The sequence below is a fragment of the Mycobacterium sp. smrl_JER01 genome, from assembly GCF_048513595.2.
In the GTDB taxonomy this organism is placed as follows: domain Bacteria; phylum Actinomycetota; class Actinomycetes; order Mycobacteriales; family Mycobacteriaceae; genus Mycobacterium.
Genome location: NZ_JBLXXK020000001.1, coordinates 406,759 through 432,122 on the forward strand (window position 1 = coordinate 406,759; position 25,364 = coordinate 432,122).

23 protein-coding genes are annotated in these 25,364 nt (G+C 67.9%); 11 read left to right on the forward strand and 12 right to left on the reverse strand.

The window, feature by feature from the left end:
• Nucleotides 1-72: 72 nt before the first annotated feature.
• Both ACNUDN_RS01950 and ACNUDN_RS01955 read left to right on the forward strand, forming a co-directional pair.
• Nucleotides 73-405, forward strand: a complete 333-nt coding sequence (locus ACNUDN_RS01950; RefSeq protein ID WP_419120375.1) for an ArsR/SmtB family transcription factor — start codon at nucleotides 73-75, stop codon at nucleotides 403-405.
• On the forward strand, nucleotides 405-1,169 hold the full coding sequence (locus ACNUDN_RS01955; protein ID WP_419120376.1) for a trans-aconitate 2-methyltransferase: 765 nt from the start codon (nucleotides 405-407) through the stop codon (nucleotides 1,167-1,169). Before ACNUDN_RS01950 ends, ACNUDN_RS01955 begins: the two co-directional genes overlap by 1 nt.
• On the opposite strand, the gene cysC is transcribed toward ACNUDN_RS01955, so the two are convergent.
• From cysC to ACNUDN_RS01975, 4 genes are read right to left on the reverse strand one after another with little or no spacing between them, the layout of a single operon-like run.
• Nucleotides 1,170-3,035 carry an adenylyl-sulfate kinase gene (gene cysC / locus ACNUDN_RS01960; RefSeq protein WP_419120377.1) on the reverse strand — a complete coding sequence of 622 codons (1,866 nt, stop codon included), beginning with the start codon at nucleotides 3,033-3,035 and terminating at the stop codon, nucleotides 1,170-1,172.
• Complete coding sequence (gene cysD, locus ACNUDN_RS01965; RefSeq protein ID WP_419120378.1) at nucleotides 3,035-3,955, reverse strand: sulfate adenylyltransferase subunit CysD; 921 nt, start codon at nucleotides 3,953-3,955, stop codon at nucleotides 3,035-3,037. The genes cysC and cysD overlap by 1 nt, the downstream gene beginning before the upstream one ends.
• Nucleotides 3,952-4,755 (reverse strand): trehalose 2-sulfotransferase, encoded by an 804-nt coding sequence (gene stf0 / locus ACNUDN_RS01970; protein ID WP_419120379.1) that lies wholly within the window; start codon nucleotides 4,753-4,755, stop codon nucleotides 3,952-3,954. Before stf0 ends, cysD begins: the two co-directional genes overlap by 4 nt.
• Nucleotides 4,756-4,806: 51 nt before the next feature.
• Nucleotides 4,807-6,195, reverse strand: coding sequence for a sulfatase family protein (locus tag ACNUDN_RS01975; protein WP_419120380.1), 1,389 nt, complete (start codon nucleotides 6,193-6,195; stop codon nucleotides 4,807-4,809).
• A 166-nt stretch (nucleotides 6,196-6,361) separates the two neighbouring features.
• On the opposite strand from ACNUDN_RS01975, the gene ACNUDN_RS01980 reads away from it, so the two are divergent.
• On the forward strand, nucleotides 6,362-7,882 hold the full coding sequence (locus tag ACNUDN_RS01980; RefSeq protein WP_419120381.1) for an HNH endonuclease signature motif containing protein: 1,521 nt from the start codon (nucleotides 6,362-6,364) through the stop codon (nucleotides 7,880-7,882).
• A gap of 13 nt (nucleotides 7,883-7,895) precedes the next feature.
• Here ACNUDN_RS01980 and ACNUDN_RS01985 read toward each other — a convergent pair whose 3' ends face one another.
• Nucleotides 7,896-8,378 carry a hypothetical protein gene (locus tag ACNUDN_RS01985; protein ID WP_419120382.1) on the reverse strand — a complete coding sequence of 161 codons (483 nt, stop codon included), beginning with the start codon at nucleotides 8,376-8,378 and terminating at the stop codon, nucleotides 7,896-7,898.
• A gap of 88 nt (nucleotides 8,379-8,466) precedes the next feature.
• Between ACNUDN_RS01985 and ACNUDN_RS01990 the strand changes: the two genes are divergently transcribed.
• Nucleotides 8,467-9,132, forward strand: a complete 666-nt coding sequence (locus ACNUDN_RS01990) for a phosphatase PAP2 family protein (RefSeq protein WP_419124978.1) — start codon at nucleotides 8,467-8,469, stop codon at nucleotides 9,130-9,132.
• On the opposite strand, the gene ACNUDN_RS01995 is transcribed toward ACNUDN_RS01990, so the two are convergent.
• Entirely contained in the window at nucleotides 9,086-10,579 is a 1,494-nt protein-coding gene (locus ACNUDN_RS01995; protein WP_419120383.1) for a bifunctional phosphatase PAP2/diacylglycerol kinase family protein, read from the reverse strand. The genes ACNUDN_RS01990 and ACNUDN_RS01995 overlap by 47 nt on opposite strands.
• Nucleotides 10,580-10,642: 63 nt before the next feature.
• Between ACNUDN_RS01995 and ACNUDN_RS02000 the strand changes: the two genes are divergently transcribed.
• The 3 genes from ACNUDN_RS02000 to ACNUDN_RS02010 are packed head-to-tail and all read left to right on the forward strand — an operon-like array spanning nucleotide 10,643 to nucleotide 12,732.
• Complete coding sequence (locus tag ACNUDN_RS02000; protein WP_419120384.1) at nucleotides 10,643-11,266, forward strand: ArsR/SmtB family transcription factor; 624 nt, start codon at nucleotides 10,643-10,645, stop codon at nucleotides 11,264-11,266.
• A complete protein-coding gene (locus ACNUDN_RS02005; protein ID WP_419120385.1) occupies nucleotides 11,244-12,056 on the forward strand; it encodes an SRPBCC family protein in 813 nt (270 codons plus the stop codon). The genes ACNUDN_RS02000 and ACNUDN_RS02005 overlap by 23 nt, the downstream gene beginning before the upstream one ends.
• Complete coding sequence (locus tag ACNUDN_RS02010) at nucleotides 12,034-12,732, forward strand: L,D-transpeptidase family protein (protein WP_419120386.1); 699 nt, start codon at nucleotides 12,034-12,036, stop codon at nucleotides 12,730-12,732. Before ACNUDN_RS02005 ends, ACNUDN_RS02010 begins: the two co-directional genes overlap by 23 nt.
• Nucleotides 12,733-12,751: 19 nt before the next feature.
• Here ACNUDN_RS02010 and ACNUDN_RS02015 read toward each other — a convergent pair whose 3' ends face one another.
• Nucleotides 12,752-13,210, reverse strand: a complete 459-nt coding sequence (locus ACNUDN_RS02015) for a nuclear transport factor 2 family protein (protein WP_419120387.1) — start codon at nucleotides 13,208-13,210, stop codon at nucleotides 12,752-12,754.
• A 72-nt stretch (nucleotides 13,211-13,282) separates the two neighbouring features.
• Here ACNUDN_RS02015 and ACNUDN_RS02020 point away from each other — a divergent pair, with 72 nt between their 5' ends.
• Both ACNUDN_RS02020 and ACNUDN_RS02025 read left to right on the forward strand, forming a co-directional pair.
• Complete coding sequence (locus tag ACNUDN_RS02020) at nucleotides 13,283-15,058, forward strand: Hsp70 family protein (protein ID WP_419120388.1); 1,776 nt, start codon at nucleotides 13,283-13,285, stop codon at nucleotides 15,056-15,058.
• Nucleotides 15,059-15,248: 190 nt separating this feature from the next.
• Complete coding sequence (locus ACNUDN_RS02025) at nucleotides 15,249-16,202, forward strand: L-lactate dehydrogenase (RefSeq protein WP_419120389.1); 954 nt, start codon at nucleotides 15,249-15,251, stop codon at nucleotides 16,200-16,202.
• Here the strand turns inward: ACNUDN_RS02025 and ACNUDN_RS02030 are convergent.
• From ACNUDN_RS02030 to ACNUDN_RS02045, 4 genes are read right to left on the reverse strand one after another with little or no spacing between them, the layout of a single operon-like run.
• Nucleotides 16,191-16,901, reverse strand: coding sequence for a hypothetical protein (locus tag ACNUDN_RS02030; protein ID WP_419124979.1), 711 nt, complete (start codon nucleotides 16,899-16,901; stop codon nucleotides 16,191-16,193). The two genes, ACNUDN_RS02025 and ACNUDN_RS02030, sit on opposite strands and share 12 nt — an antisense overlap.
• Before the next feature lie 42 nt (nucleotides 16,902-16,943).
• Nucleotides 16,944-17,723: an SDR family NAD(P)-dependent oxidoreductase gene (locus ACNUDN_RS02035; RefSeq protein ID WP_419120390.1), complete on the reverse strand. Its 780-nt coding sequence runs from the start codon at nucleotides 17,721-17,723 to the stop codon at nucleotides 16,944-16,946.
• Between the two features lie 10 nt (nucleotides 17,724-17,733).
• The gene (locus tag ACNUDN_RS02040) at nucleotides 17,734-18,963 is read right to left on the reverse strand and encodes an FAD-dependent oxidoreductase (RefSeq protein WP_431959238.1); all 1,230 of its coding nucleotides are present in this window, start codon (nucleotides 18,961-18,963) and stop codon (nucleotides 17,734-17,736) included.
• Between the two features lie 22 nt (nucleotides 18,964-18,985).
• On the reverse strand, nucleotides 18,986-19,297 hold the full coding sequence (locus ACNUDN_RS02045; RefSeq protein ID WP_419120391.1) for a DUF3303 domain-containing protein: 312 nt from the start codon (nucleotides 19,295-19,297) through the stop codon (nucleotides 18,986-18,988).
• A 231-nt stretch (nucleotides 19,298-19,528) separates the two neighbouring features.
• Between ACNUDN_RS02045 and adhE the strand changes: the two genes are divergently transcribed.
• Nucleotides 19,529-22,120 carry a bifunctional acetaldehyde-CoA/alcohol dehydrogenase gene (gene adhE, locus ACNUDN_RS02050; RefSeq protein ID WP_419120392.1) on the forward strand — a complete coding sequence of 864 codons (2,592 nt, stop codon included), beginning with the start codon at nucleotides 19,529-19,531 and terminating at the stop codon, nucleotides 22,118-22,120.
• Nucleotides 22,121-22,135: 15 nt separating this feature from the next.
• Nucleotides 22,136-23,536 carry a wax ester/triacylglycerol synthase family O-acyltransferase gene (locus ACNUDN_RS02055; RefSeq protein ID WP_419120393.1) on the forward strand — a complete coding sequence of 467 codons (1,401 nt, stop codon included), beginning with the start codon at nucleotides 22,136-22,138 and terminating at the stop codon, nucleotides 23,534-23,536.
• Here ACNUDN_RS02055 and ACNUDN_RS02060 read toward each other — a convergent pair.
• Entirely contained in the window at nucleotides 23,515-25,350 is a 1,836-nt protein-coding gene (locus ACNUDN_RS02060) for a lipocalin family protein (RefSeq protein ID WP_419120394.1), read from the reverse strand. The two genes, ACNUDN_RS02055 and ACNUDN_RS02060, sit on opposite strands and share 22 nt — an antisense overlap.
• Nucleotides 25,351-25,364 lie beyond the last annotated feature (14 nt).

The following is a 25,364-nucleotide window of genomic DNA, read 5'->3' on the forward strand; positions in this document are numbered from 1 at the left end:
ATATACGCGCATATTCATAGACACATTATCAGCTTGACAACTGATCAGAAGTATTGAGAGTATGCTGGCCCCGTGCACAGCGCGATTCCCGGCTTCTCGATGCCCGACGACGACGAGGTGCTCAGGGCTGCGGACGCATTCCGAATGCTGAGCGACCCCACCCGGATCAAGGTGTTGTGGGCCCTACTGCAGGGGGAGACCTCGGTGGCATGCCTGGCCGAGCTCGCCGACGTGGCACCTGCGGTGGTGAGCCAGCATCTGGCCAAGCTGCGACTGGCCGGCCTGGTGAAGGGGCGGCGCGAGGGCACCTTCGTGTACTACTCGGCCGTCGACGGCGATGTGTTGCGCATTCTCAACCAGGCGTTGTTCGGCGCCGCGACGCGCGAACCCTCACCGCCTCGCTGATGTGGAACCCCGAGGTCTACCTGACCTATGCAGATCACCGCGGCCGGCCCTATCACGAACTGCTGAACCGGGTGAACGCCCACAATCCGCGCCGGATCGTCGACCTGGGTTGCGGCCCAGGCAATCTCACCGAGACGCTGGCGGTGCGTTGGCCGGCGGCGGTGATCGAGGCGTGGGATCGCGCACCGGAGATGGTCGATGCGGCGCGGCGGCGCGGGGTGGCCGCCGAGGTGGGCGACGTCCGCGACTGGACGCCGGCCGCCGACACCGACGTCGTCGTGAGCAATGCGACGTTGCACTGGGTTCCCGAGCATACCGAGCTGTTGACCCGTTGGGCCGCCCTGCTGCCCGCGGGCTCGTGGATCGCGTTCCAGGTGCCGGGGAATTTCGATGCCCCCTCCCACCGTGCGGTTCGTGAGTTGGTGCGCCGGCCGGAATGGGCGGAAGCGTTGCAGGACTTCCCGTTCGAGAAGGACGATGTGGTGCGTGCGCCGGCAGGATATGCCGGATTGATGACCGGAGCCGGCTGCGCGGTGGACGCCTGGGAGACCACCTACGTCCATCAGCTCACCGGCGAGGACCCGGTGCTGGAGTGGATTGACGGTACGGCGCTGCGTCCGGTGCGCGCCGCCCTGACCGCCCCGCAGTGGGGGCGTTTCCGATCCCAGTTGGCCCCGATGCTGGCCGCCGCCTACCCGCAGCGCGCCGACGGTGTCACCTTCTATCCGTTCCGGCGGATCTTCGTTGTGGTGCAGGTGAAGTGATTACCGACGGGAGTCGAGGAGATCGATGACCTGCGCAACCAGGCCATCGATCTCCGCGCCGGTGGTGTCGAGCACCAGGTCGGGGTTCTCCGGCGGCTCGTAAGGCGCATCGACGCCGGTCAACCCCTTCAGCTCACCGGCGCGGGCTCGGGCGTAGAGACCTTTGGGATCGCGCTTCTCGCATTCTTCTCGCGGCGTTGCGACGTATACCTCGATGAACGGTAGTTTCGCCGCGTCGTTGAGGGCGCGGGCGATCTCCCGGTCCGACTTCAACGGCGACACCAACGACGCCAGTGCAACTACCCCGGCATCGGCGAACAATCGGGTCAGATGCCCTACGCGGCGGATGTTCTCGGCGCGATCACCGGCGGTGAAACCGAGATCGTCGGACAACCCATGACGAATGTTGTCACCATCGATCAGATAGGCCACCTGGCCCGAATCAACCAGTGCGCGTTCGACCGCGACGGCGACCGTGGACTTGCCTGATGCAGGCAAACCGGTGAACCAGATTGTTGCACCGCGCTGTCCTGTCGCCGACCGGCGGTACTCCCGGTCCAACGAGGAAGGGTGCCAGCGGATGTCGTTACGAGTCTGCGCGCCGGGCTTCACCTCGCGCGGCTCCAGGACGGTGCCGGCTCCCACGGTGTCATTGGAGGTCTCGTCGATGAGGATGAAGGCGCCGCTGTCCCGGTTCTCCGCGTACGGATCGGTGACGACGACCGAACTTGTGCGCAGCGTCACCGAGCCGATGTCGTTGAGCACGAGTTCCACCGGGTTGTCCAGATCGTCGAGCGTCTCGGGATCCAGACGGGAGTGCAACGCCTGTACGGTGGCACGCACGGTGCGGGTGCCCTGCTTCAGCGCGAGACGGTCACCGGCGCGCAGCGGGGTGTCACGAAACCAGCACACGGTCGCGTCCAGTTCGCGAGCCAGGACCGGTAACACCGCGTCGACTTCGCCGCTGACCAGAACATCGCCACGACCGATGTCGATATCGTCGGCAAGTTCGATCGAAACAGAAAGCGGGGCAACGGCAGTGGTCCGGTCGTCGTCGAGTGTGTCGATGAAGGTGACAGTGGACCGGGTGCCTGCGGGCAGGCTGACGACAGGGTCTCCCACACCGAGGGTGCCCGCGGACAAGCGGCCGGTGTAGCGCCTGCGCTGCTGCGAACTGGGTCGTGACACCCACTGCACCGGAAGCCGGAGGCTGCGTGATTGCGCCTGCGGTGCAACCAGTTCCACTGCTTCCAGATACTCCAACAAGGTCGGGCCCTGGTACCAGGGTGTTTTGCCGGATCTGTGCACCACGTTGTCCCCGAGCTTCGCCGCGATCGGGATCACTGTGATGTCGGTGCCACCCAGTCGGGCCGCCACCCGCTGCAGTTCGGCCTCGACATCTTCGAACCTGCTGCGGTCGAAGTCGACAAGGTCGATCTTGTTGACCGCGGCGACGAAGTGCTTGATACCGAGCAGCTTCGCGATGCGGGCGTGACGATTGGTCTGGCGCAGCACACCGGCGCGGGCGTCGACCAGCAGAACGGCGACATGGGCATTGGAGGCGCCGGTGAACATATTACGGGTGTAGCGCTCGTGGCCGGGGGTGTCGGTGAGGATGTAGCTGCGGGTGTCCGTGGAGAAAAACCGGTAGGCAACATCGATGGTGATGCCCTGTTCACGCTCAGCGCGTAGACCGTCGGAGAGTGCGGCCAGGTCGGCGACGCCCTCAGCATCCGTCACCGCTTCCAGATGGTCGGTCGGCAGGCTGTCGGTGTCATGCAGCAAGCGGCCGATCAGGGTGCTCTTACCGTCATCGACCGACCCCGCGGTAGTGATCCGCAATAGCTGTCTTGTCTGTGGGCTCATCAGAAGTACCCTTCACGTTTGCGGTCCTCCATCGCAGCGGCCGATGTGCGGTCGTCGGCGCGCGTCTCCCCGCGCTCGGACACGGTGGCCGCGGTGATCTCAGCGATCACGTCGCTGATGGTCGTTGCCGTCGAGCGCACGGCGCCGGTGATCGTCAGGTCACCGACGGTCCGGTACCGCACCCACTCCACCGAGGAGGTGTGGCCCGGCTCGGGACGGGTGTGCTCGGAGACCGCAAGCAGGATGCCGTCGTGCTGGAAAACCTCCCGTTCATGGGCGAAGTAGATCGACGGCAGCGCAAGGTTCTCCAGCTCGATATAGCGCCAGATGTCGAGCTCGGTCCAGTTGCTCAGCGGGAAGACCCGGACCTGCTCGCCTCTGCGGATGCGCCCGTTGTACAGCGACCACGGTTCGGGTCGTTGTGCCCGGGGATCCCACTGGCCGAACTCGTCACGGAAGCTGAGGATGCGCTCTTTGGCGCGGGCTCGCTCCTCATCCCGCCGGGCGCCACCGAATGCGGCATCGAACCGGCCGGCTTCCAGTGCGTCGAGCAAGGTACGGGTCTGCTGCCGATTGCGCGACGCTCCGGGCCCCGGATCAGGGACCCGCCCTGAATCGATGGATTCCTGCACCGAGGCGACGATGAGTTTGTGCCCTTCCCACGTGACCCTGCGGTCCCGGAAGTCGATCACTTCTGGAAAATTGTGCCCGGTGTCGACGTGCATCACCGGAAAGGGAAGTGGGCTCGGCCGAAAGGCCTTCTCCGCCAGCCGTAACAGCACGATCGAATCCTTGCCGGCAGAGAACAGCAGCACTGGGCGCTCCAGCTCGGCGACAACCTCGCGGATGATGTGCACGGCCTCGGCTTCCAGCAGGCGCAGCTCGTCGACGTGCACGGTCTCGTATGTGCCTGTGGTCATGACGGCAGGCCCTTCAGCTCGGCATCGGCGCGGTAGCGGTCCACCCATTCGTCGGAGCGCTGATCGGCTTGACGCTCCAGTGCAGGCTCGGGCGCCAGGCGCGGATCCTGGCCGATCTTCTCCAGGACCTCGGCGACGATCTGCGTGAGGTTGCGCCACAGGACGGGGTAGGGGACCTCCATCGGCGCGACGTTCTCCTCGGCGAACCAGTTGCGCCATCCGGCTTCCTGGTCGCGCAGCATCGTGACGATGTGAGCGATCGCGCCGGCGTGGTACTCGGCACGGGCGTCGCGCACCGGGTCGGGGCGCCCGCGCCAGACCCGGGTCTGTACCGCACGCCAGAACGAAACCGCCTGGGAAACCACGTCGGGACGGTAGACGTGAATCAGCAGAGGGTCGCTACCGACGACGTCCCGGATCGCCGACAACAGCCCGGTACCGGACCGGTCGGGCAGTCCCGCGGCGCGCTGCACCAACAGCGGTGTCTGGTTCCACATCAGTTTGCCACCCCAGATCCCGTTCGGGGTGCGCCCGACGGTGCGGACGTAGTCGCGCCAGATCTCCGGCGGAGCCAGGTCGGGTCTGCCTTCGTCGAGTGGGTCGAGCAATCGCAGGATCGACTCGTCCTCGACACCCTCGAACCATTGTCGGGGTTGAGGCGACTGGCTGGTGGTGGGCAGGTACTGGAAGAACTCACCGGGTTCGCCGGCGACACCGGTGGCTCTCAGAGATTCGACCAGCAACGTGCTACCACTGCGTTGGGAGGCGAGCACCAAGTACGCCGCGGCGCCGGTTGACATGCGCGAGAGCATAACCGCATTCCGCCGGGGCGGCACGGGCGGGTTTTACGATCAGCGTGAGGGAAACCCTTGCCCGGAGCTACGGTCGATGTCTATCCCTCTTCCGGTCGAAATAGCTGAGCGACTGGGCAATTCGATCCTGTTGATGTGCGCGTAGGTGCGGGTGTAGCGGTCGGCGACACGGGTCCCGGCGAAGTCCGAGGGAATGACGTCACCGGTCCGCTCGCGCCAGTCGTTGAGGAGCAGGGACAGCTCGGTGGCAACCGCCTCGGCAGGGTCGGTGGCGCCGCGCTCCAGCAAATTGTGTGTCTCGGCGGGGTCGGCGGTCAGATCGTAGAGCTCACGCGCGGGACGCATCGCCCGCGACAAGGGTTCGACGATCCGGCCCGGTGCGCTGTCGGCGATGTCCCACGGGAGGTCGAGCAGTGGCCGCGACGCGTAGTTCTCGATGTAGCTGAACTCTTTGGTACGGATGGCCCGGATCGGGTCGAACGAGTCGTGATAGGTCTTCATCGTGAAGACCTCGGTTCGTGCCGGTTGCGCCGCGGCACCGGCCAATTGCGTTGCGTGCGAGACACCTTCGACGTCGTCAGGGATGTCGAGGCCGAGCGATTCCAGCAGTGTCGGAACCAGGTCCACGCCGCTGAACAGGTCGTCATAGACCCGCGGGGTGACATCGGTGTTGCGCGGTGGCCGGATCACCATCGCGATTCCGGTGCCGGCGTCGTAGAGGGTGGACTTGGCCCGCGGCAGTGCCGGCCCGTGGTCGGTGACGAAGACGACCCACGTGGTGCGGTCGAGGCCGGTGGCCTCCAACATGTCCAAGAGTTGTCCGACCGCGGCGTCGGCGACGGTGATCGATCCGTAAAAGTCCGCGAGATCCTGGCGGACGTCGTCGGTGTCGGGCAGATAGTCCGGAAGCGAGACGGCGTTCGGGTCGGCCGGGGGGTATCGGTCGTGGGGGTAGGGGCGGTGGGTCTCGAAGAACCCCGCGGTCAGCAGAAACGGCGTGCCGGGGGCGTCGGAGAGCCACCGGGCGGCCTGCTCGACGACGTACTCGCAGTAGGAATTCGAGACGTCGAACTCGTCGAATCCCAGTCTGGCCGGGTAGGAGGTTTCGTGCTGCATCCCGAAGAGCGCTGTATGCCAGCCGTTCTCGGAGAGAATCTGGGGCAGTGTGCGGACTCCGGCCCGGTACTCCCAGCCGTGGTGGGCCAAGCCGACCAGACCGTTGCTCTGCGGATATCGACCCGTGAACAGAGATCCCCGCGACGGGCTGCACAACGGCGCCGTCGCGTGTGCGGCGGTCAACAGGATGCCTTCGGCGGCCAGGCGGTCGAGCCGTGGACTGGACACGTCCTGGTGCCCGTAGGCGCCGAGGTGGCGGCCGAGGTCATGCCAGTGCACGAGCAGGACGTTGTCCCGGCGGGGTGTGGTCACTGCCGTCCCTTCTTCGTCGATACTCCACCTGCCGGCATCTTCGTGCCGGCGGCGGCGAGCGCACAGGCAAGTTGTCCTGTGCAACGTTATCCCCAATGCCGATTTCATCCACAGGGCGGCACAGTCGAGGAGCGTGAGGGCCCCGCCTGTTCGTAATATCGAAAACATGATCGAACAAGTGTTCGAAGAGGCGCAGCGGTGCAGGGGAGCCGCCGAGGCCGTCGGGGCGTGGGCTCGGCTCGAGAACGCCGCCGCTGCACGCCGGCTGTCGGCGATGGCCGACCTGCTGGAGGACAGACTGGCCGACAAGGACAGTGCGGAGCGTGATCAGTGGTGCCTGGACAACTGGGCTGCGGTCTCGGCCGAGGTCGCCGCGGCGCAGAGCGTCTCGCTCGGCGTCGCGTCCAACGAGCTGCTGGATGCCTGGGCGTTGCGGCAGCGTTTGCCTCGGGTGTCGGAGGTCTTCGCCTCCGGTGCGATCTCGCTACGGCTGGTGAGGTCGGTGGTGAAGCGTACTCGGCTGATCGTCGATGCCGATGCGATGGCCAAGGTCGACGTCGAAGTCGCCGCCGAGATCATCGGATGGGGGCCACAATCTGCGGCGAAGTCCGATGCCGCCGTCGACCACTGGGTCGACCGGTTCGATCCGTCGGCAGTGGTGCGCTCTGAAGGGTCGGCCCGCTCACGACACGTGGAGGTGACCCGGGCCCAGGACGGGTCCGGGCTGTGCTTCGTGGAAGCGGTGTTGAGCGCCCAGGACGGCGAGCTACTGGACCGCCGACTGGATGCGATGGCCGGCAGTGTGTGCACTCGGGACCCCCGCACACTCGACCAACTCCGGTCAGATGCATTGGGGGCCCTCGCCGACAAGGCAGACCGCCTGGTGTGCCAGTGCGGTCTTGCTGATTGCGTTGCTGCACAGCGCACACCGTCATCGGTTGTCGTGCACGTGATTGCCGAAGAGTCCAGTCTGTCGGACTCCACGCCGGTGCTCGTGCACGGCGAAAAACCCGTCGGATCCGCCAAGGACCGCCACCTGCTCGCGCCGCCGATCCCGACCGGGCCCGCGCAGACCAAGCCCGCGGTGATCATCGGTGGCGCGCTGCTGCCCGGGCCGTTGGTCACGGCGACACTTGCGGTCACCGCGGTGATCCGGCGGCTGGTCCATCCCGGGCAGTCGCCGCCGGAGCCGCGTCACCTGCCCTCCCGCAAGCTCGCCGACTTCGTCCGGTGCCGGGACATGACATGCCGGTTCCCGGGATGTGACGTACCCGCCGATCGCTGCGACATCGACCATACGATCGCCTATCCGGCGGGGCCGACGCAGGCGTCGAACCTCAAGGCGCTATGTCGAAAACACCACTTGCTCAAGACTTTCTGGGGCTGGCGTGACGTCCAGGTCCCGGATGGCACACTGCAGTGGACATCGCCGGGCGGCCAGATCTTCACCACGCATCCCGGCAGTAGGGTGCTGTTCCCGGCGTTGTGCCGGCCGACGGCGCCCGTGGTGGTCGAACCGGGCAGCCCCGAAAAAGGAACCCGGCCCACCGGGCTGGGTATGCCGCGACGCACGCGGACCCGCGCGCAGGACCGCGCTCGTCACATCGCCGATCAGCGCCGCGAGAACGAGGCGCTGGGGGAGGTCTGCGGATCGCCGGGGGAGGACTGCGATGATCCCCTCTTCTGACCGGGCCGAAGGGTCAGGGGTGATACGGGACCCCGACGGCGCGGAAAATGTACTCGGGTGGCACGTCGAAGGCCAGCGTTCTGCGGGTCAGCCGTGCCAGCACGTCCGACGGAAGGTGTTCCTTGTAATGCAGGGACAGCTCGCCCGAGCAGCGCGGGTCGACGGCAGCCACATCCACGTCGAGCGTGAGCCCGGTTTCGGACAGCTCGGCTTTCACCGCGCCGGACTCCGGCGCATCCCAGCGCAGGTCGATGGTTCGGCCGGCGAGCTTCGGCAACGACGACAGGGTCGCGAGTACGCGTTCGTTGGTCACGACCAGCGAACCGACGTAGCTGGCGATGCTGCCCCCGGAGCGCAGCCCCGGCACGGTGCCCTTGAAGCGGCGGGTGACAGCCACGTATTCGGACATGAACAACACGCCCTCGGCTTCGACCTCGGCGCGCAACGCACTGGGCAGCTTGCCGATCCGGAACAGCTTCCGCAGAAATACGGCCATCTTCGAACGGTAGCTCAGCACCCGAGCGCTCCGGGACCGTGTGTTGGTACAGCGTGGTGGTGCAGGTGGTACAGGTGGTCACGTGAGAATGCACACCGGTTGGCTCCTCGGCAGCGCTGCGGCGGCCGTCGGGGTCTACCTGCTGATGTGGATGGGCTATGTCCAGGGTTGGTCCTGGCTGGCCGGTATCGACGCCGACGTGCTCGACCCGGCATACCGCTTCGGCGACGCGCGCCCGGCCTGGGTGACGGCGTGGGACGTGTTCTGCACTGTTCTCGGTCCTGGTGCGTTCCGGGTGGCGGTCATGGTCGTCATCGTGGTCGCGCTGATCCGCCGCCGGTTCCGGCTCGCGGTGTTCCTGCTGCTCAGCGTGGAACTCAGCGGTGTGCTGACCGAGGCCGCCAAGTACATCGTCGACCGGCCCCGGCCGGACACCGCGATGGTGTCCGCGCTGTCGACCTCGTTTCCGTCGGGTCACGCCCTGGGCGTGATGGTGTCGGTTGCCGCGGTGCTGACCGTGGCACTGCCGGCGGTGCGCCCGGGGCTGCGCGGTTGGCTCATCGCGCTCGGAATCGTGGTCATACTCACCATCGGCGCCGGCCGGGTGGTGCTCAACGTGCACCACCCCTCGGACGTCATCGCCGGCTGGGCCCTCGGGTACGCCTACTTCGTCGTGTGCCTGCTGCTGGTGCCGCCGTGGCCGGCCGTCACGGCACAGGACGAAACACCGGCAGCGCTCGATAGCGCACGCTGAAGCTCGCCTCGGACAATTCGGTGCCCACCTCGCCGTCGAGCGCCAGCACTGTGGGCCCGTCCACGGAACGGAACGCGAACTCCGGTACCCGCAGCTCGTGGTAGAGCGGACTGCGGGTGAGTCGGCCGAGCACCCCTGCGGTGAGGATCCGCAGTCGACTGAAGCGGCGCCCGGTCTCCAGGATGCGCACGTCGAGCAGGCCGTCATCCATCCGGGTGCGCCGCGACGGAGCGAAACCCGTTGGCAGATAGGTGGAATTACCCAGGAAGAACAGCGAGGTCTGCAACGTCTTGTTGTCGTAGCAGATCCGGACCGGTTCGCCGCGGCGCAGCGTGTAGAACATCGCGTAGATCCCCGCCAGCGGCTTACCGATCTTGTGTTCCAACTTCTCGCGGGTCTGGACGAACCGCGGATACGCACCGATGCTCGCAGTGTTGATCACCATCTGCTTCTCGTTCAGACACACCATGTCGACGCATGACACCATGCCCTGCTGGATCGCGGCGACCGTTCGCGCGGTGGTCTCGCACCCGATGTCCTTGGCGAAGTGGTTGAACGTGCCCGCGGGAAAGACCGCGAGCGGTACGCCGACCTCGATGGCGATGGCCGCGGCCGCGGCCACCGTGCCGTCGCCGCCACCGATGCCCAACACCTCTGCGCGCTCAGCGGCCGACCGCAGCACCTCCTCCACGTCGTCGTCCTCGTCGAGTTCCACGATCTCGGCGTCCGGCAGCGCCGCGCGGACTTCGTCGAGTACCCGCGCGCCGGTGCCGCTGCCGGAGGCCGGGTTGATGACGAGGGTGACGCCTTTTCCGTGGGGACGCGGCGGTGTTTCCACGCGCAGCGGATCTGCGCTGGGCAGTCGGGTTTCCACGATCGGGGGCACGATCCGTGCTCCGAGCACCGCGATCCCGGCTCCGATGCCGAAACCGGCCAGTACGTCACCGGGGTAGTGCGCGCCGGTGGCCACCCGCGACATTCCGACCAGCCCTGCCAGCAATGCCAGCCCGAGACCCGCCGGGGGATTCTCCAACCCGACCCCGACCGCGAACGCCGCGGCGCTGGCTGAATGACCCGAGGGCAGTGAGTTCGAGGTCGGATGCCGGTGGGTCTGGCGCGCCAGCGGAACGAAGCTCCAATTCGGTCGATCACGCTTCCAGACCCGCTTGGCCCCCTGGTTGGTGAGCAGGCTGGTCACGGCCAGTGACGCGACACCGCGCACCGCGCCGCGCTTCACCGAGGGACTGCCGAACGCCGCCAATCCGGCCGCGATCGCGAACCACAGCTTCGAATGGTCTGCGGCCCTGGTCAGCGGAGGCATCACGGCATCGATGAGCGGGCTCGGCGACTCTGCCACCGCCTCGAAGACCTCGCGGTCCAACGTGCCGAGGCCGGCCCCGATCTGTCGAATGCCACGGCCGCGACGTCGCCCAGGCAGAAGGTCCATGACGCCCAACCTAGCCGCCGGAACCTATTGACAAATTTATTTGTCAACGCCGATAGTGGGTGCGTGCTCGATGTCGAAGTGATCGCCGACCCCGCGGCGGCCGTCAGCGCGCTCGACCCGATCCGCGGCAGGCTGCTGGCCGAACTCGGCGAACCGGCCTCGGCGGCCACCCTGGCCACCCGGGTCGGTATCTCCCGCCAGAAGGTCAACTATCACCTGCGGGCCCTGGAAACCCACCAGCTGGTACAGGCCGCCGGGGAACGCCGGTGGGGCGGGCTGACCGAGCGCCTGCTGGTCGCGACGGCCTCGTCCTACGTCATCGCACCCGGTGCACTGGGCCCCATCTCGGCCGATCCTGATCGCACGCGCGACCGGATGTCGGCCAGCTACCTGATCGCGGTCGCCGCCCGCGCGGTCCAGGAGGTCGGCGAGCTGTGGCGCACCGCCAGGGCCAAGAACAAGCGACTGGCCACGCTGTCCATCGACACCGCGGTGCGGTTCCGCTCCGCCGCCGACCGGGCTGCGTTCACCGAAGAGCTGGCCGACGCCGTGACCACGCTGGTCGCGCGCTACCACGACGAATCCGACCCGCGCGGGCGCGCGCACCGGGTGGTGCTGGCCGCCTACCCGATGCCGGCCGGCGAACAACCGAAAGGAGAGCCAGATGGTGCTGAAGAAGGACGGTGACCACCGCCGCGTCGAGATGGAGTTCCTCGTCCCCGGTACTCCCGAGCAGGTCTGGGCCGCGATCGCCACCGGCCCGGGGATGAGCGCCTGGTTCACACCGACCACCGTCGACGAACGCGTGGGCGGCGAGATCCACTTCGACTTCGGTGACGGCCAGACCAGTTCCGGAGTGATCACCGAATGGGAACCCCCGCAGCGCCTGGGTTACCAGGAGCACGGGTGGAGCGGTGACGCGCCACCGGTGGCCACCGAGGTGGTGGTGACGAGCCACTCCGGCGACCGCTGTGTGGTCCGCATGGTGCACAGTCTGTTCACCGATCGCGACGACTGGGATGGCGAACTGGAGAGCTTCGAGACCGGTTGGCCCGGGTTCTTCGAGGTGCTGCGGCTGTATCTGCGCGAGTTCGCGGGACAGCCCGCGGCCAACGCGATGGTGGCCACCACCCACCCCGGAGGCCTGGTACAGGCATGGGCAGCGCTGGCGCCCGCGCTGGGAGTCGCTGGAGTCGATGTGGGGCAGAAGGTCGAAAGCCCGAAGGCGGCACCGCGATTGGCCGGCGTGGTGGAACGCATCCAGCAGACCCCCGATTTCCGCGACGTCATGGTGCGGCTGGACGCGCCGTGCCCGGGCATCGCCGTGGTGGGGGGCTGCCTGGCAGGGGGCCGAACCAGGCTGATGATCAGCCTCTATCTGTACGGGGAGGGCGCCGCCGACACCGCCGACGCAGAAACCCGGAAATGGCACACGTGGATGGCACAGTTGACGCATGCCGAAAGCTGCGCGACCTGATCGTCGCCGCACCATCGCGCGCCGGCTACCGATCGCGGTCTGCCTGACGCTGCTGTGCGCCTTCCTCGCCGCACCGCAGGCGGCCGCGTTCTCGCCGTGGTTCGCGAACTCGGTCGGGCCGGCCACCCAGGTGCTCGCCGTCACCGGCACCGGTGGATCCGACGCCAAACTCGACGTCTGGCAGCGCACCGCGGCCGGCTGGCAGCCGGTGGCGGGCGGGGTCGGCATACCGGCCAAGATCGGCCAGAAAGGCATGTCACCCAATCACTTCGACGGGTCGATGATGACACCGAAGGGGATCTACACACTGGACTTCGCCTTCGGTACGCAGCCCGATCCCGGCGGTGGTCTCAGGTATGTGCAGGTGGGTCCGAATCACTGGTGGGACGGCGACATGTCCAGCCCGACCTACAACACCATGCAGGTGTGCGACAGGCAGAACTGCCCGTTCGACACGTCGTTGAGCGCCGGCACCGAGAACCTCGACATCCCGCAGTACGCGCACGCAGTGGTGATGGGTGTCAACAAGGAACGCATTCCCGGCAAGGGCGGCGCATTTTTCGTGCACAGCACCGACGGCGGCGCCACCGCGGGCTGCGTCGCGATCGACGACGCCACCCTGGTGACGATCATGCGCTGGCTCCGACCCGGCGCGATGATCGCCATCACCGAGTGAGTCAGAGATACCGAGTGAGTCAGAGATTCAGCGCGCGGCCGGCCTTGACCTTGAAATTCAGCCCCTCCGTGCTCATCGACGCGTCGTAGGTACGGTCGTAGCCGGTTTCGCTGATCCGCCAACCGTCGGCGGTACGGCGGTAACGGTCGTGGTAGAAACCGGCCCCGATCAGCATGAAGTGGAAATCCGGGGCGATCACCCGGTCCTGCAGGTACCAGATGCCGGTCGCCTCGTCACCGTCCACGGTGATCTCGGGGTGGGTCACCCGGTGCTCGGTGAGCACCGACGCACCCAGCGAGCTGCGCATGAAATCCACCAGTTCGTCGCGGTTGGTGAAGTGGTGTTCCTCGCCGATGGACTCGCCGTAGCGACCGATGACATCCTCGGTGAGAGTGTCGGCGAACTCGTCCCAGTGCTTGGTGTCCAGAGCGCGCAGGTAGCGGTACTTGACCAGTTTGATGTCATCGATGTCACTCATGGCCGACATTGCAGCACACCGCGTAGCGGTTTCGTGGCTGCGGTCGCGAAATCGTCTAGGGTGGCCTGAGTTATGAGCGATGCGTTGGGGTTGTCCGTCGGAACCACCAACCTCGCCGCGGCGACAGTCGGCCGCCAGCCGGTGATCCGGCGCTCCGTGCTCACCCTGTACGGCCACGCCGCCCCCGAGGTCGGTGCCGACGCTGCTCGTCCCGGCGGGGTGATGCTGCACGGGTTCGTCGAGCGCGTCGGCGACTCGGTACCGCTGGTCGCCGGTGACGGGAACAGCTATCCGGCCGAGCAGTTGGTGGTCGAGGCGCTGGAAACGATGGCCGGGCTGGCGTCGGCGCAGGCCCCCGGTGACGTCGCGATCTCCGTGCCGTCCTACTGGCGACCGGAGATGACCGCGGCGCTCGCCGACACACTGCGGGCCAGCGATGTGCTCAGCCCGGGCGGGACCCGTCCGCGGCTGATCCCGGATTGCGAGGCCGCGCTGACCGCGCTGAACGCCAACCCGGGTCTGGACCGTCGCGGGGTGGCGGTGCTGCTCGACTTCGGCGGTGGCGGAACCAGCATCACGCTCGTCGACGCGGCATCGGCGTTCACGGTGATCGGAGGGACCGAACGGTTCCCCGACTTCGCCGGTGATCAGATCGATCAGGCGGTGCTCGCCCATGTGCTCGACGGTGTCGGTGTCGGTGGGGATGTCGACCCGGCCCAGACCGCCGCGGTCGGATCGCTGAGCGCGCTGCGGGAGCAGTGCCGGGCCGCCAAGGAGCGCCTCTCGGTGCAGACCGCGACCGAGGTGACAGCCGATCTGCCCGGCTTCTACGGCGACATCCGACTGACCCGGGGTGAGCTGGAGGAGTTGATCGCCCGCCCGCTCGACGGTGTCTTCGGCGCACTTCAGGACGCCCTCGCGCGTCAGAGCATCGGCTGGAGCAGCGTCTCCACGGTCGCGCTTGTCGGTGGCGGTGCCGCTATCCCCTTTGTCACCGAACAGGTTTCACAGCGGTTGCAGGTTCCCGTGGTAACCACCCCGCGGCCCGCGCTGGATGCGGCGGCCGGCGCCGCGCTGGTCGCCGCGTACGGCCGAAGTGCCGAGACGGCCACCGTCGCCACCCCCGAGGCGGACAGCACCTACGCGCTGGCCTGGTCGCAGGACGATTCACCGGTCGATGATGTCGTCCCGTACACCGGAGAGATTCCCGAGGAGCGGCCGAATCCGTATGCGCTCTCGGGTGCCTACGAAACCGAGGTCATCCCGCCCGACGACCGGGACCGCGAGACCGCGTCCGGCCCGCGTGTGCCACTGTCGGTGACGGGAGTGGTGGCAGCGCTGGCCCTGCTCGCGGTCGGCGGTGCCGCCATCGCGCTGACCAGCGTCGACAGTTCGGAGCCTACGACGCCGACACCCGGCAACGTGCCGCTGAGCAGCGCTTTGGTGCCGTCGGCCGAACCGCCGCCTGCAGAGACGGTCACCGTCCCGCAGCAGACCGTGCAGCCGCCCCCGCCGGAGACGGTCGCACCGCCGGTGGTGACCACGCCGCCGACGGTGGCTCCGACCACCACCGCGCCGACCACGACCACCACGACGCCGACCACCACCACGACCACGACGACGACCACCACGACGACCACCACGACGACCACCACCCCCACGACGACGACCCCGCAAACGACGACCCCGCCCCCGACGACCCCGCCGACGACCCCGCCCCCGACGACCACGCCCCCGACGACCAACCCGGTGACCCCGCCCCCGACGACCAATCCGGTGACCACGACCTATCTGGACGTGCCGTTCGTCCCGGTCCCCATCCCCATCCCGGTTCCAGACGCACCCTGACCGGCGCAGTCGGGCGTCCAGGTGGTCATTCCCGCGTCAAGAAATAGGGATTTCCCCGATTCCTCCCGGGTGGCCGCACGCCTATGTTTGCAGCGTCGGTTCGATCGGCTGCGGAGGGGACAGCCGATCGGGCCGATCTCGATGCCGCGCGTAGGAGGCTGACCGGGGCGACCTGCACGAGAATGAGGGCATGGCCGTCGAACAGAACACCAAGGTCGCGATCGTCGGGATGGGCAGCGTGGGCACCGCGATCGCGTATGCCTGTTTCATCCGCGGCTCCGCCGGATCGCTGGCGCTCTACGACGTCAACGCCGCCAAGGTGCGGGCCGAGATGCTCGACCTGAACCATGGCAGCCAGTTCGTCCCGCACTGCCGGATCTCGGGCTCCGACGACATCGCCGTGACGGCCGATGCAGCCGTCGTGGTCGTGACAGCAGGGGCCAAACAGAAACCGGGTCAGAGCCGGCTGGAGCTGGCGGCGGCCAACGTGGCGATGGCCAAGACATTGACACCCCAGTTGCTGGCACATTCTCCCGATGCGGTCGTCGTACTGGTGACCAACCCGGTCGACGTGGTCACCTTCGCTGCCGCCCAGTCTGTCGACGCCCCGGCCGGGCACGTGTTCGGATCGGGAACGGTGTTGGACTCCAGCCGGTTTCGCTATCTGATCGCCGAGCGGGCCGGCTTGGCGGTCGGCAACGTGCACGGGTTCATCGTCGGTGAGCACGGAGACTCGGAGATCTCGCTGTGGTCGAGTGTGTCGGTCGGAGGGGTGCCCGCGGCGCGGTTCCGTCGCGACGGCGCCCCGGTGTTCGACGAGGCGAACCGGCACCGCATCTCGGCGGAGGTCGTCAACGCCGCGTACGAGATCATCGCAGGCAAGGGCGCCACCAACCTGGCGATCGGGCTCTCCACGGCGCGCATCGTCGAGGCCGTGCTCGGCGATCAGCACCGGGTGCTGCCGGTGTCCACCGTGCAACACGGCGCGCACGGCATCTCGGGGGTGGCGTTGTCGCTGCCGACGGTGGTCACCGCCCGGGGTGCGGGTCAGGTGCTGGAGGTTCCGCTCTCGGAGCCGGAGCTGGCGGGACTGCAGGCCTCGGCGAGCACGCTGCACGCCGCGCAGCAGTCCTTAGGGCTGTGACCGGCGCTCAAGCCAGCCGCGTCCCATCTTGGCCGCGCGTGCCAAGGCACCGCACTCACCGAAGTAGGCGGCCAGCGCGCCGACACCCGGGATCAGGCCGAGCATCCGGAACGGAGCACGCGGGTGGGGTCGCTTGGCGAGTTCGTCGCCGATGGCGTCGAACAGACCCATGAGATTCCACAATGCCCGCACCAACCCCAGCGGATGCTGCGGAATCTCTGCCAGCGGTTGACCGGTGTTCGGTTCGTACACCACGACCGACAGGTCGCGGTCGCACAGCACCGAGGCCAGCATGCGGACCTGGGTGCGATGGTCGGTCACGCCGAGCTCACCGGCCACCGCGCACAGCACGGTGGCCTGGCTCACGAACCCCAGCAGATCCTGGATCGGCAGCCGACGGGCCAGAATCCCGAACGCCCCGGGGAACGCCACCCCGAGATTGTTCAGCGCGCCGACGCGCCACACCCACCAGTGGATCCTGGCGTCGGTGCTCATCTCGTCCCAGGCCGGGGTGCCGGGCAGATCGGCGGCGTTGAGCAGCCGGCCGACACCGTCGTCGCGTCGTTTCAGCGCGAGCGGATCCAGCCCGGCCAGACCGTCGAGCAACGGATTGATGATGCGCACCGCGGCAGTCAGAGCGGCCTCGACGCCGGCATCGGTGATCTGGACAGCCGGCGTCGGCAACCGGGTCGGCAGCATGGTCACCGTCTTTTCATGTCCTGCCGACCGGATCCTCAAACGTCAGAACTTCAGGTAGCCGCCGTCCAGACGCAGCACATCGCCGGTGTGGTAGGCACTGGCCGGGGACGCGAGGTACACCGCGACACCCGCGATGTCGTTCGCGGCGCCCCAGCGGCGCAGTGGTACCCGTGGCAGCACCCGCGCACCGAACCGCTCGTCGGCCAATGCATGCGCGGTCATCTCGGTGTCGAACCAGCCCGGCTGGATCGTGTTCGCCCGGATCCGGTGTCTGGCCAGCTCGACGGCGAGGCTGTCCATCAGCGAGGTCACGCCGGCCTTGGACGCGGCATAGGCCGGTTGACGCGGCATGCCCTGCAGCGCACCCAGGCTCGACACCCCGACCAGGCTGCCGCCCCGGCCCGCCTGGATCATCTGGCGGGCCGCCTCACGCAGCGTGACGAAGACCCCGTCAAGGTCGACGCGGGTGACCTCCCGGAACTCGGCCAATGAGGTGTCGAGTACCGGGGTGAATCTTCCGCCCACCCCGGCATTGGCGAAACATGAATCCAGGTAACCGAATTCGGCTCTGATGTGGGCCATCACGTCGGTGACCGCCGCTTCGTCGGTGACATCGCATACCAGGGGCAGCACCGCGTTGCCGTGGCGGCGCAACGCCGCCGCGGCGGCATCCAACCGCGGTGCGGAGCGGCCCAGGATCGCAACCGATGCGCCGGCCCGGGCCAGACCCTCGGCCATACCCAGCCCGATCCCGGACCCGCCGCCGGTCACGACGGCCACCTGGCCGGTGAGATCGAACGGGTTGGCGGCGGCGTCGGTCACCAGGCCGACCCTACGCGGGCGCCCGCTTCGCGAACTCGGGTGCGCGTTCGGGTCGTACCCCCACCCCGACCAGGAACGCCGGCAGCACGCTCAGCCACGGCGCCCGCGCCACGGTACGAACCGCGCCCGGGGGCGGGCCGGACAACTCACCGCGCAGGATCGGACCCAGGAACCGCTTGTCGACCTGGCATTGCACGGCCTGGGTGAGTGCGGTCGGAAGCACCCGGCGCCGTCGCACCGCGGCCAGGTCGCGATCGGTTACCGCACCGCTGCGCAGCGGTGCGGCCAGTATCCGGGCCGCGGCCACCGCGTCCTGGATGGCCACGTTGATGCCCACGCCGCCGGCCGGTGACATCGCGTGGGCGGCGTCGCCGATGCACAACAACCCCGCGGTGTGCCAGCGCCGCAACCGGTTCACCCGGACGTCGAGATGCTTGACGTCGTCGAGGGTGGTGATGGTGTCGACGGTGGACCCGGCCTCGGGCAGCAGTGCCAGCACGTCGGCGCGGAACGCATCGAGTCCGCGCGCCCGAAGTCGGGCGTCGGCGCCCTTCGGGATCAGCATCGCGATCTGCAGGTAGCCCTCCCGCGGGATGACGATCATGGCCTTGCCCGGGGCGATCCGGGGCAGCAGCGTGAAGATGGTGTCGTCGGACGGCCGGGGCAGCCGGAACCACCATGCGTCGAAGCTGACCGGGAACTCGCGTACCTGTAGCCCGGCCGGCTCGCGCAGCACCGAACCGCGACCGTCGCAGCCGACGGTCAGGTCGGCGCGCAGTTCCCCCGGCCCGTCGGCTCCCTGATACCGCACCCCGACGACGCGGCCCCGCTCGCGGATCAGTCCGGTCACTTCGGTGCGCATCCGCAGGGTGAACGTCGGCTCGGCCTGTCCGGCCTCGGCGAGCAGGTTGAGCAGATCCCATTGCGGCACCATCGCGATATACGGATGCGGCTGACGCAGGCGGCCGAAGTCCACCATCGTCACCGGATGGCCCGGGGTGAGCTCGATCGTGGCGCGCTGCAGCCGGCTGTGCGGTAGGGCGGCGAATCGCGGCCACAGTCCGAGTTCGTCGATCAGCCGCAGTGTGCTGGGGTGCACGGTGTCACCACGAAAGTCACGCAGAAAATCCGCGTGCTTCTCCAGCACCGTGACATCGACGCCGCCGCGGGCCAGCAGCAGACCCAGCACCATGCCCGCCGGCCCGCCACCGACGATGGCGCAGGTGGTTCTCCCGCTCACCCGATCATGGTGACATGTGCGCTCAGTCGATGGAACTCCGGTAGTCGATTCCCTGTTGGGCTGCCTGCGCCCATTCGTTCATGTCCACCACGGGATGGATCTGGAAGGCGTTGAACGGAGCGAACTTCATTGTCTCGGTGAGTAGTTCGGTCGGATTAACGGTTTCCACGATTGCGAATCCGCCCTCACCGTCAACCCGTCCGACGAACTGGTGGAAGGTCGTGCCGGCCGGCGGCTGCCACTTCGAGAACAGCTCCAGAGCGCGCTGCAGGGCTTCTTCGTTGTCTTTCCCGGAAGCGCCGAGACGCGACGTCCAGGTCATGGCGTATTTCATCGGATCCTCCTGTCGCTGGGCGGATCGCCCGAGCCAAGTGTCCTCCGCCGACGGTGGCGCGGAGGTGAAACCGCCGAGCCCGTCGTCGGCTCCTTGAACCCCCAAAAGTTAGTTCGCACAATGGGGTTTAGCTACCCCGAACGACATCGGCGCGGGGACTTTCGCCTCTATCGGAGTCCGCGGGGTGTCACCGACGATGGCGCCGGCAAGCACTGGCGAAAGGTTCGGGTTATGCCGACTACACACAGGCCGGCGAGAGCGTGGACCCCCGAGGGCATCGACGCGACGGTCGACTCCGCGTCCGCCGCGGCCGCAGAGTTCCGCAAACTCGACCAGTGCCAGGTCGACGACATCGTCGAAGCCATGGTGCGGGCCGGCCTCCGCGCGGCGGCCGAACTGGCCGGTGTGGCGATCGAGGAGACCGGCTTCGGAGTGTTCGAGGACAAGGTCGTCAAGAATTACGTCGCCACCGAGTTCCTGCACGACTACCTACGCGACAAGAAATCGGTCGGGGTCGTCGAGGAAGACGTCGAGAACAACATCGTGCGCATCGCCGAACCGATCGGTGTGGTGCTGGCGATCACCCCGGTCACCAATCCGACGTCGACGGTGTTGTTCAAGGCGATCGTCGCCGCGAAGACCCGCAACGCCATCGTCTTCCGGCCCTCGCCGCACGCGGTCCGGTGCTGCCAACGCAGCGTCGAGATCCTGCGCGAGGCCGCCGAGGCGGCCGGAATGCCGGCCGGTGCGCTTCAAGTCATCCCGGACGCCGACCACGAGGTGACCCACTACCTGTTCAGACATCCTGAGGTGGACTTCATCTGGGTCACCGGTGGGCCGAGGATCGTCGCGCTGGCGAACGCCGCAGGCAAACCGGGACTGTGCGTGGGTCCCGGAAACGCCCCGATCTACCTCCACAGAACAGCCGACGTCAAAGGCGCCGTCGTTGACATCCTCATCTCGAAAACCTTTGACTCGTCGGTGATCTGCCCGGCGGAGCAGACCTGCATCATCGACGATGAGATCTACGACGCGATGATCGCGGAGTTCGAGCGGATGGGTGCCCGCCTGCTGACCGACGCGCAGACCGACGCGATCATCCGGTTCGCGTTCGGATGCGGCGACACCATCTCACTCGATGCGTTGGGACAGAAGGCCCCGGAACTGGCCGCGCGGGCGGGATTCACGGTGCCGCCCACGGTGACGGTGCTGTTGGCGCCGCTGCCCGCCGAGTTGAGCGAGCTCGCCGCGCACCCGCTGCTGGCCGAGAAGCTGATGCCGGTCCTCGGCGTGGTCCGGGCCCGCAATGTCGAGCACGCCATCGACGTCGCGGTACTGGTCACCGAACACGGCGGGCTGGGACATACCTCGGCGGTCTACGCCGACGACCCGGCCGTGGTGGACGCCTACAGCGCGGCGGTGCGGACCGGCCGCATCCTGGTGAACGCACCGACCGCGGTCGGTGCCCTCGGAGGTGTCTACAACAATCTGACTCCGACGTTCTCGTTGGGCTGCGGAACCTGGGGCGGGTCGAGTACCACCGAGAACGTCAACTATCGACAGCTGCTCAACATCAAAACCGTCGCACGGCGCCGGACCCCACCGCAGTGGTTCCGGGTGCCGTCGAACACCTATTTCAACGCCGGAGCCCTGGAGAACCTGCGCGACCTCGACTGTGAGTCCGCCATCATCGTCACCGACGCCGACGGGGACGAGCGCGGTGTGGCCGACCTGATTCGCGGCAAACTGCGCGCCCACCATGTGCAGGTGTTCGCCGAGGTGCCCCCGGAACCGGACGAGGTGACCATCCGGCGCGGGGTGCAGTCGCTGGAGCGCGCACAACCGCAGGTGCTGATCGCGGTCGGAGGCGGGTCGGTGCTCGACGCCGGCAAGGCGATGCGGTTGTTCTTCGAACACCCGGAGAAGACGCTCGACGAGTTGACGATGCCGTTCTTGGACCCCCGCAAGCGGGTGGCGGAGTATCCGACCGACCGGCACCGGCTGCAGCTGGTCGCCGTCCCGACGACGTCGGGCACCGGATCGGAGGTGTCACCGGCGGCCGTGCTCACCGTCCGTGGCAGAAAGCAGACGCTGGTCGACTACAGCCTGGTGCCCGACCTGGCGATCGTCGACCCCGTGCTGACGTCCTCGATGCCGCCCACCCTCACCGCGGACACCGGCGTCGACGCGCTGACCCATGCGCTGGAGGCGGCCGTCTCGATCTTCGCGTCGCCGTACACCGACGCGCTGTGCGCGCAGGCGGCGCGGCTCATCTTCGACGCTCTTCCCCGGGCGTATGCCGATCCGCAGGATCTGGCCGCGCGGACCGACATGTCGAACGCCGCGACGCTGGCCGGGCTCGCCTTCTCGAATGCCTTCGTCGGCACCAACCATGCGCTTGCCCACGCCGTGGGAGCGCGGTTCGGCATCGCGCACGGCCGGGCGAACGCGATCTTCCTGCCGCACGTGCTCGGCTACAACGCGGCGCTGCCGAGCAAGTTCATGCCCGCACCCGGTTACTCGGCCTACGTCGCCCCCGACAAATACGCCCAGATCGGCCGACTCATCTTCGGTGGCCACAATCCCGACGACTGTCGGAACCGGTTGTTCCGCGGCGTCGGGAACCTGCTGGCGGTGGTCGGGATGCCGCGCTCACTCAAGGAACTCGGCGTGCCCGAGGATGCGTTCGCCGCGGGCCTGCCCGAACTGGCGATGACCGCATTCGAGGATCTGAGCAATCGCACCAATCCGAGGATGCCGTTGGTGAGTGAGATCGCGGAGTTGTTGCGGCTGGGCTACGACGGGCCCGCTGCGCCGGAGTGAGTGGGGTGCCGGCCGATGGAACCGCTGGAACCGCTGGACGCGGCGATGATCACCGCGGAGGTGCTCTCCGAACCGTTGCACACTGCCGCGGTGTTGATCCTGTGCCCGCCGCCGGGAGCCGGACCCGACTACGCCGACGTGCTCTACCGGGCCGCGTTGGCCGAGACCGCCGACCTGGATCCGAGATTCCGCCGGCACCCGCACGCGGGAATCGACACCGCGGGCCTGTGGGTGTGGCGCACCGACCACACCGTCGACATGCGAGCGCATCTGCGCCGGTGCAGCCTGCCCGCCGGAGCTGACCGCGACGAGCTGTGGCAGTTGATCAGCCGGTTGCACAGCGAACCCCTGGAGCGGTCCCGGCCGATGTGGATGGCCTACATCATCGACGGTCTGCCAGATGGCCGTTTCGCGTTCTACATCAAGGTGCACCACACCGTGATCGACGGTGTGGCCGGATTGGCGATGATCGCCGACGCGCTGAGCTCCGACCCCGACCGGCGCTGCATGCGGCCGATCTACGCCAACGAGGCGAAGCAGCCAGGCCGGGGCGGCGCCGGCCGGGGTGGCCCGATTCCCAATCCGTTGTCCCTGGCCGGTGCGTTGGCCCGGTTCACGTTGCAGCTGGCCCTGGGCGAAGTGTCCACGGTGGCAACCAGTCTCGTGTCGGGGACCGCGGTGCTGCCGCTCGCTGCCCCGTACACCAGGTTCAACGGCCGGGTCGGGCGGGACCGCACCTTCGCCGGCGGGAGCTGGCCCAAATCCCGTATCCGCGCGGTCCAGGCCGCAGCCGGGGTGACCGGCAACGACGTGCTCACCGCGGTGGTCGGCGGAGTGCTGCGCGAATGGCTCCTCGCACGCGACGAGCTACCGAAGGCATCGCTGGTGGCCATCTGCCCGGTGACCGTGCGCGGCCGTGAGCACAGCGCCGCCGAGGACGAACACGGCAACCTGTTCGGTCTGCAGTTGTGCCCGTTGGGCACCGACCTGTCCGATCCGGCCGCCCGGCTGCAGCACATCCATCGGGCGATGTCGTGGGTCAAGCGCCAGGTGGCCGACCGCGGCCCGAATGCGACGATGCTGCTCCTCGCGCCCAGCATCGCGTGGACCGTGCTGACGGCGAATGTGCCGTTCGCGCCGCGCATCCGGCGCGGCTACAACGTCTCGATCTCCGGCGTACCCGGTCCTGACGTCGAGATGTATTGGAACGGGGCGCATCTGGAAGAGATCTACCCGGTCTCGACCGCCATCGACGGGCAGGCGCTGAACGTGACGATGTGCTCCTACGCCGACCGGGTGACGTTCGGTTACGTCTCCGGCAGCGACGTGGTGCCTGACATCGGTTCGCTCGTCGCGCTGACCGAGCGGGTGCTCACCGAGTTGGAGGACGCCACTCAGGCCTCGGCGGCGACGTGACCCTGGCCCGCACCGGGTTGCCGGGTCGGCGTGATCCGTCCCTTCACTCCCTTCACCGAGGCCCGATCCAGCAGCTCCTGGTAGAAGGCGGCGGACACCACCGCGCTGCGGGTGAGCAGGAACCCGCTGAAGCCGCTCGGGTCGCTGACGATGGCCCACTGGTAGTCGGGGTCAAGATCCACGATCCAGTAGTTACCCGGCGGGTTGGCTGAGGCGGGACCGAAGAACCGCACATTGAGCTTGTTGTTGTCGGGGTCCACCGGCAGGGCCGACCCGACGATGGAGGACTTCGGGCCGTTGTTGACGAAGTAGTTCCCGGAGTTCACCACCTTGATCGAGCCGTCGGGGTTGAGGCTGTAGACGGCCTTGGTGTTGACCAGTCCGATCGAGAAGAACTGTTTGACGCTGCCGACCTCGAACCAGGTGCCCAGATAGCGGTCGAGGTCGACCACCGGTGGTGGGGCCAGCACCACGGCGGCGGTGTCGCCCATGACGATGTACTCGTCGGGCGCCCCGTAGATCCCGTTGCCGTCGAGCGGACCCAGACCCTGGTACATGTCGTTGATCCAGCCGGTGGCAAGCGTGTAGACCGCTGCGGTGTTGGCGGCCGGGGAGAAGCCGGTCACCAGCTGGGCGAAGAAGTCGATCAGCGGGTTGCTGCCGATCAGGGAATCGACGTGCGAGCCCCCGGCCAGCGTCGCACCGACGAACCTGTCCGGGCGCGCTGCCACCAGCTCCTTGGTGGTGGCGCCGAACAGGTTCCACAACTGGGGCGGCGCGGCGACCTGGTAGACCGGGACATAGGGATCGGCCAGCTTCTGCAACGCACCCGGGACGACGCCGGTGAACGAGAAGCCGTCGAACATCACCACACCGCGCAGATCCCGATCGTTGCCGGGATCGGCGGCATAGAAGCCGCCGACAGCGGTGGCGAAACCACCGCCGGCCGAGTGCCCGGACATTATGAAGTCCTCCGGCAGCGGGCCGGGCAGGCCCGCCGCGTTCGCGCTGACGTTCAGCGCCCCACGGTCGCCGAGGAACATCGCCGCGACGGCCTGCTGCGTGGGAACCCCGTTGATCCAGCAGCCGCCGCAGCGCAACGACGGGAACGAGGGCAGGTTGGCGGCCACCACGACGCTGTTGGTCTGCTGGGACAGCGTTTTGGCCAGCGCCGAGTAGAACGACTTGGTGCCGAGGAATCCGTGCTGCAGCCAGATCACTCCGGTCGCCGAGACCGAACCGTCCGCTTGGGTGGGGAAGTACCAGTCGGCGCGGGTGGTGAAGCCCTTGGACGTCACGGGGATCGTCAGCTTGGCCTGACCGGTTCTGACGCCGGTGACCGTGGCGGGCGCTGCCAGGGACTGGAGCGGACTGTCCTGAACCGGGCCGTCCTGAACCGGAGTGTCCTCGACCGGAGTGTCCTCGACCGGAGTGTGCTCGGGGGCTTTCGCGGCGGTTTCGGTGGCGGTGATGGTTTCGGTGATGTCTGCGGTTTCGGCGTCGTCGGCGTCGGCGTCGGTGTCGGCGGTTTCGGCGTCGGTGTCGGCGTCGGTGTCGGCGGTTTCGGCGTCGGCGTCGGCGTCTGCGGTGTCTGCGGTTTCGGCGTCTTCGTCCGCGGCGTCGGTGTCGGTGTCGGTGTCGTCGGTGTGCGCTCGGGTGTCTGAGCCGGCGGTCTGTGACGCCGGTTCACCCGACGGCGCCGTGCCGGCGGGCGAGTCGGACTCGGCCGCGGCGATACCGGCCCCGGTCCCCAGCGCGATGCAGGCGCCGGCGCCGAAGGTCCCCAACCAGAGCGCCCATCGTGTCGATGTCACCGCGGCAATGTAAC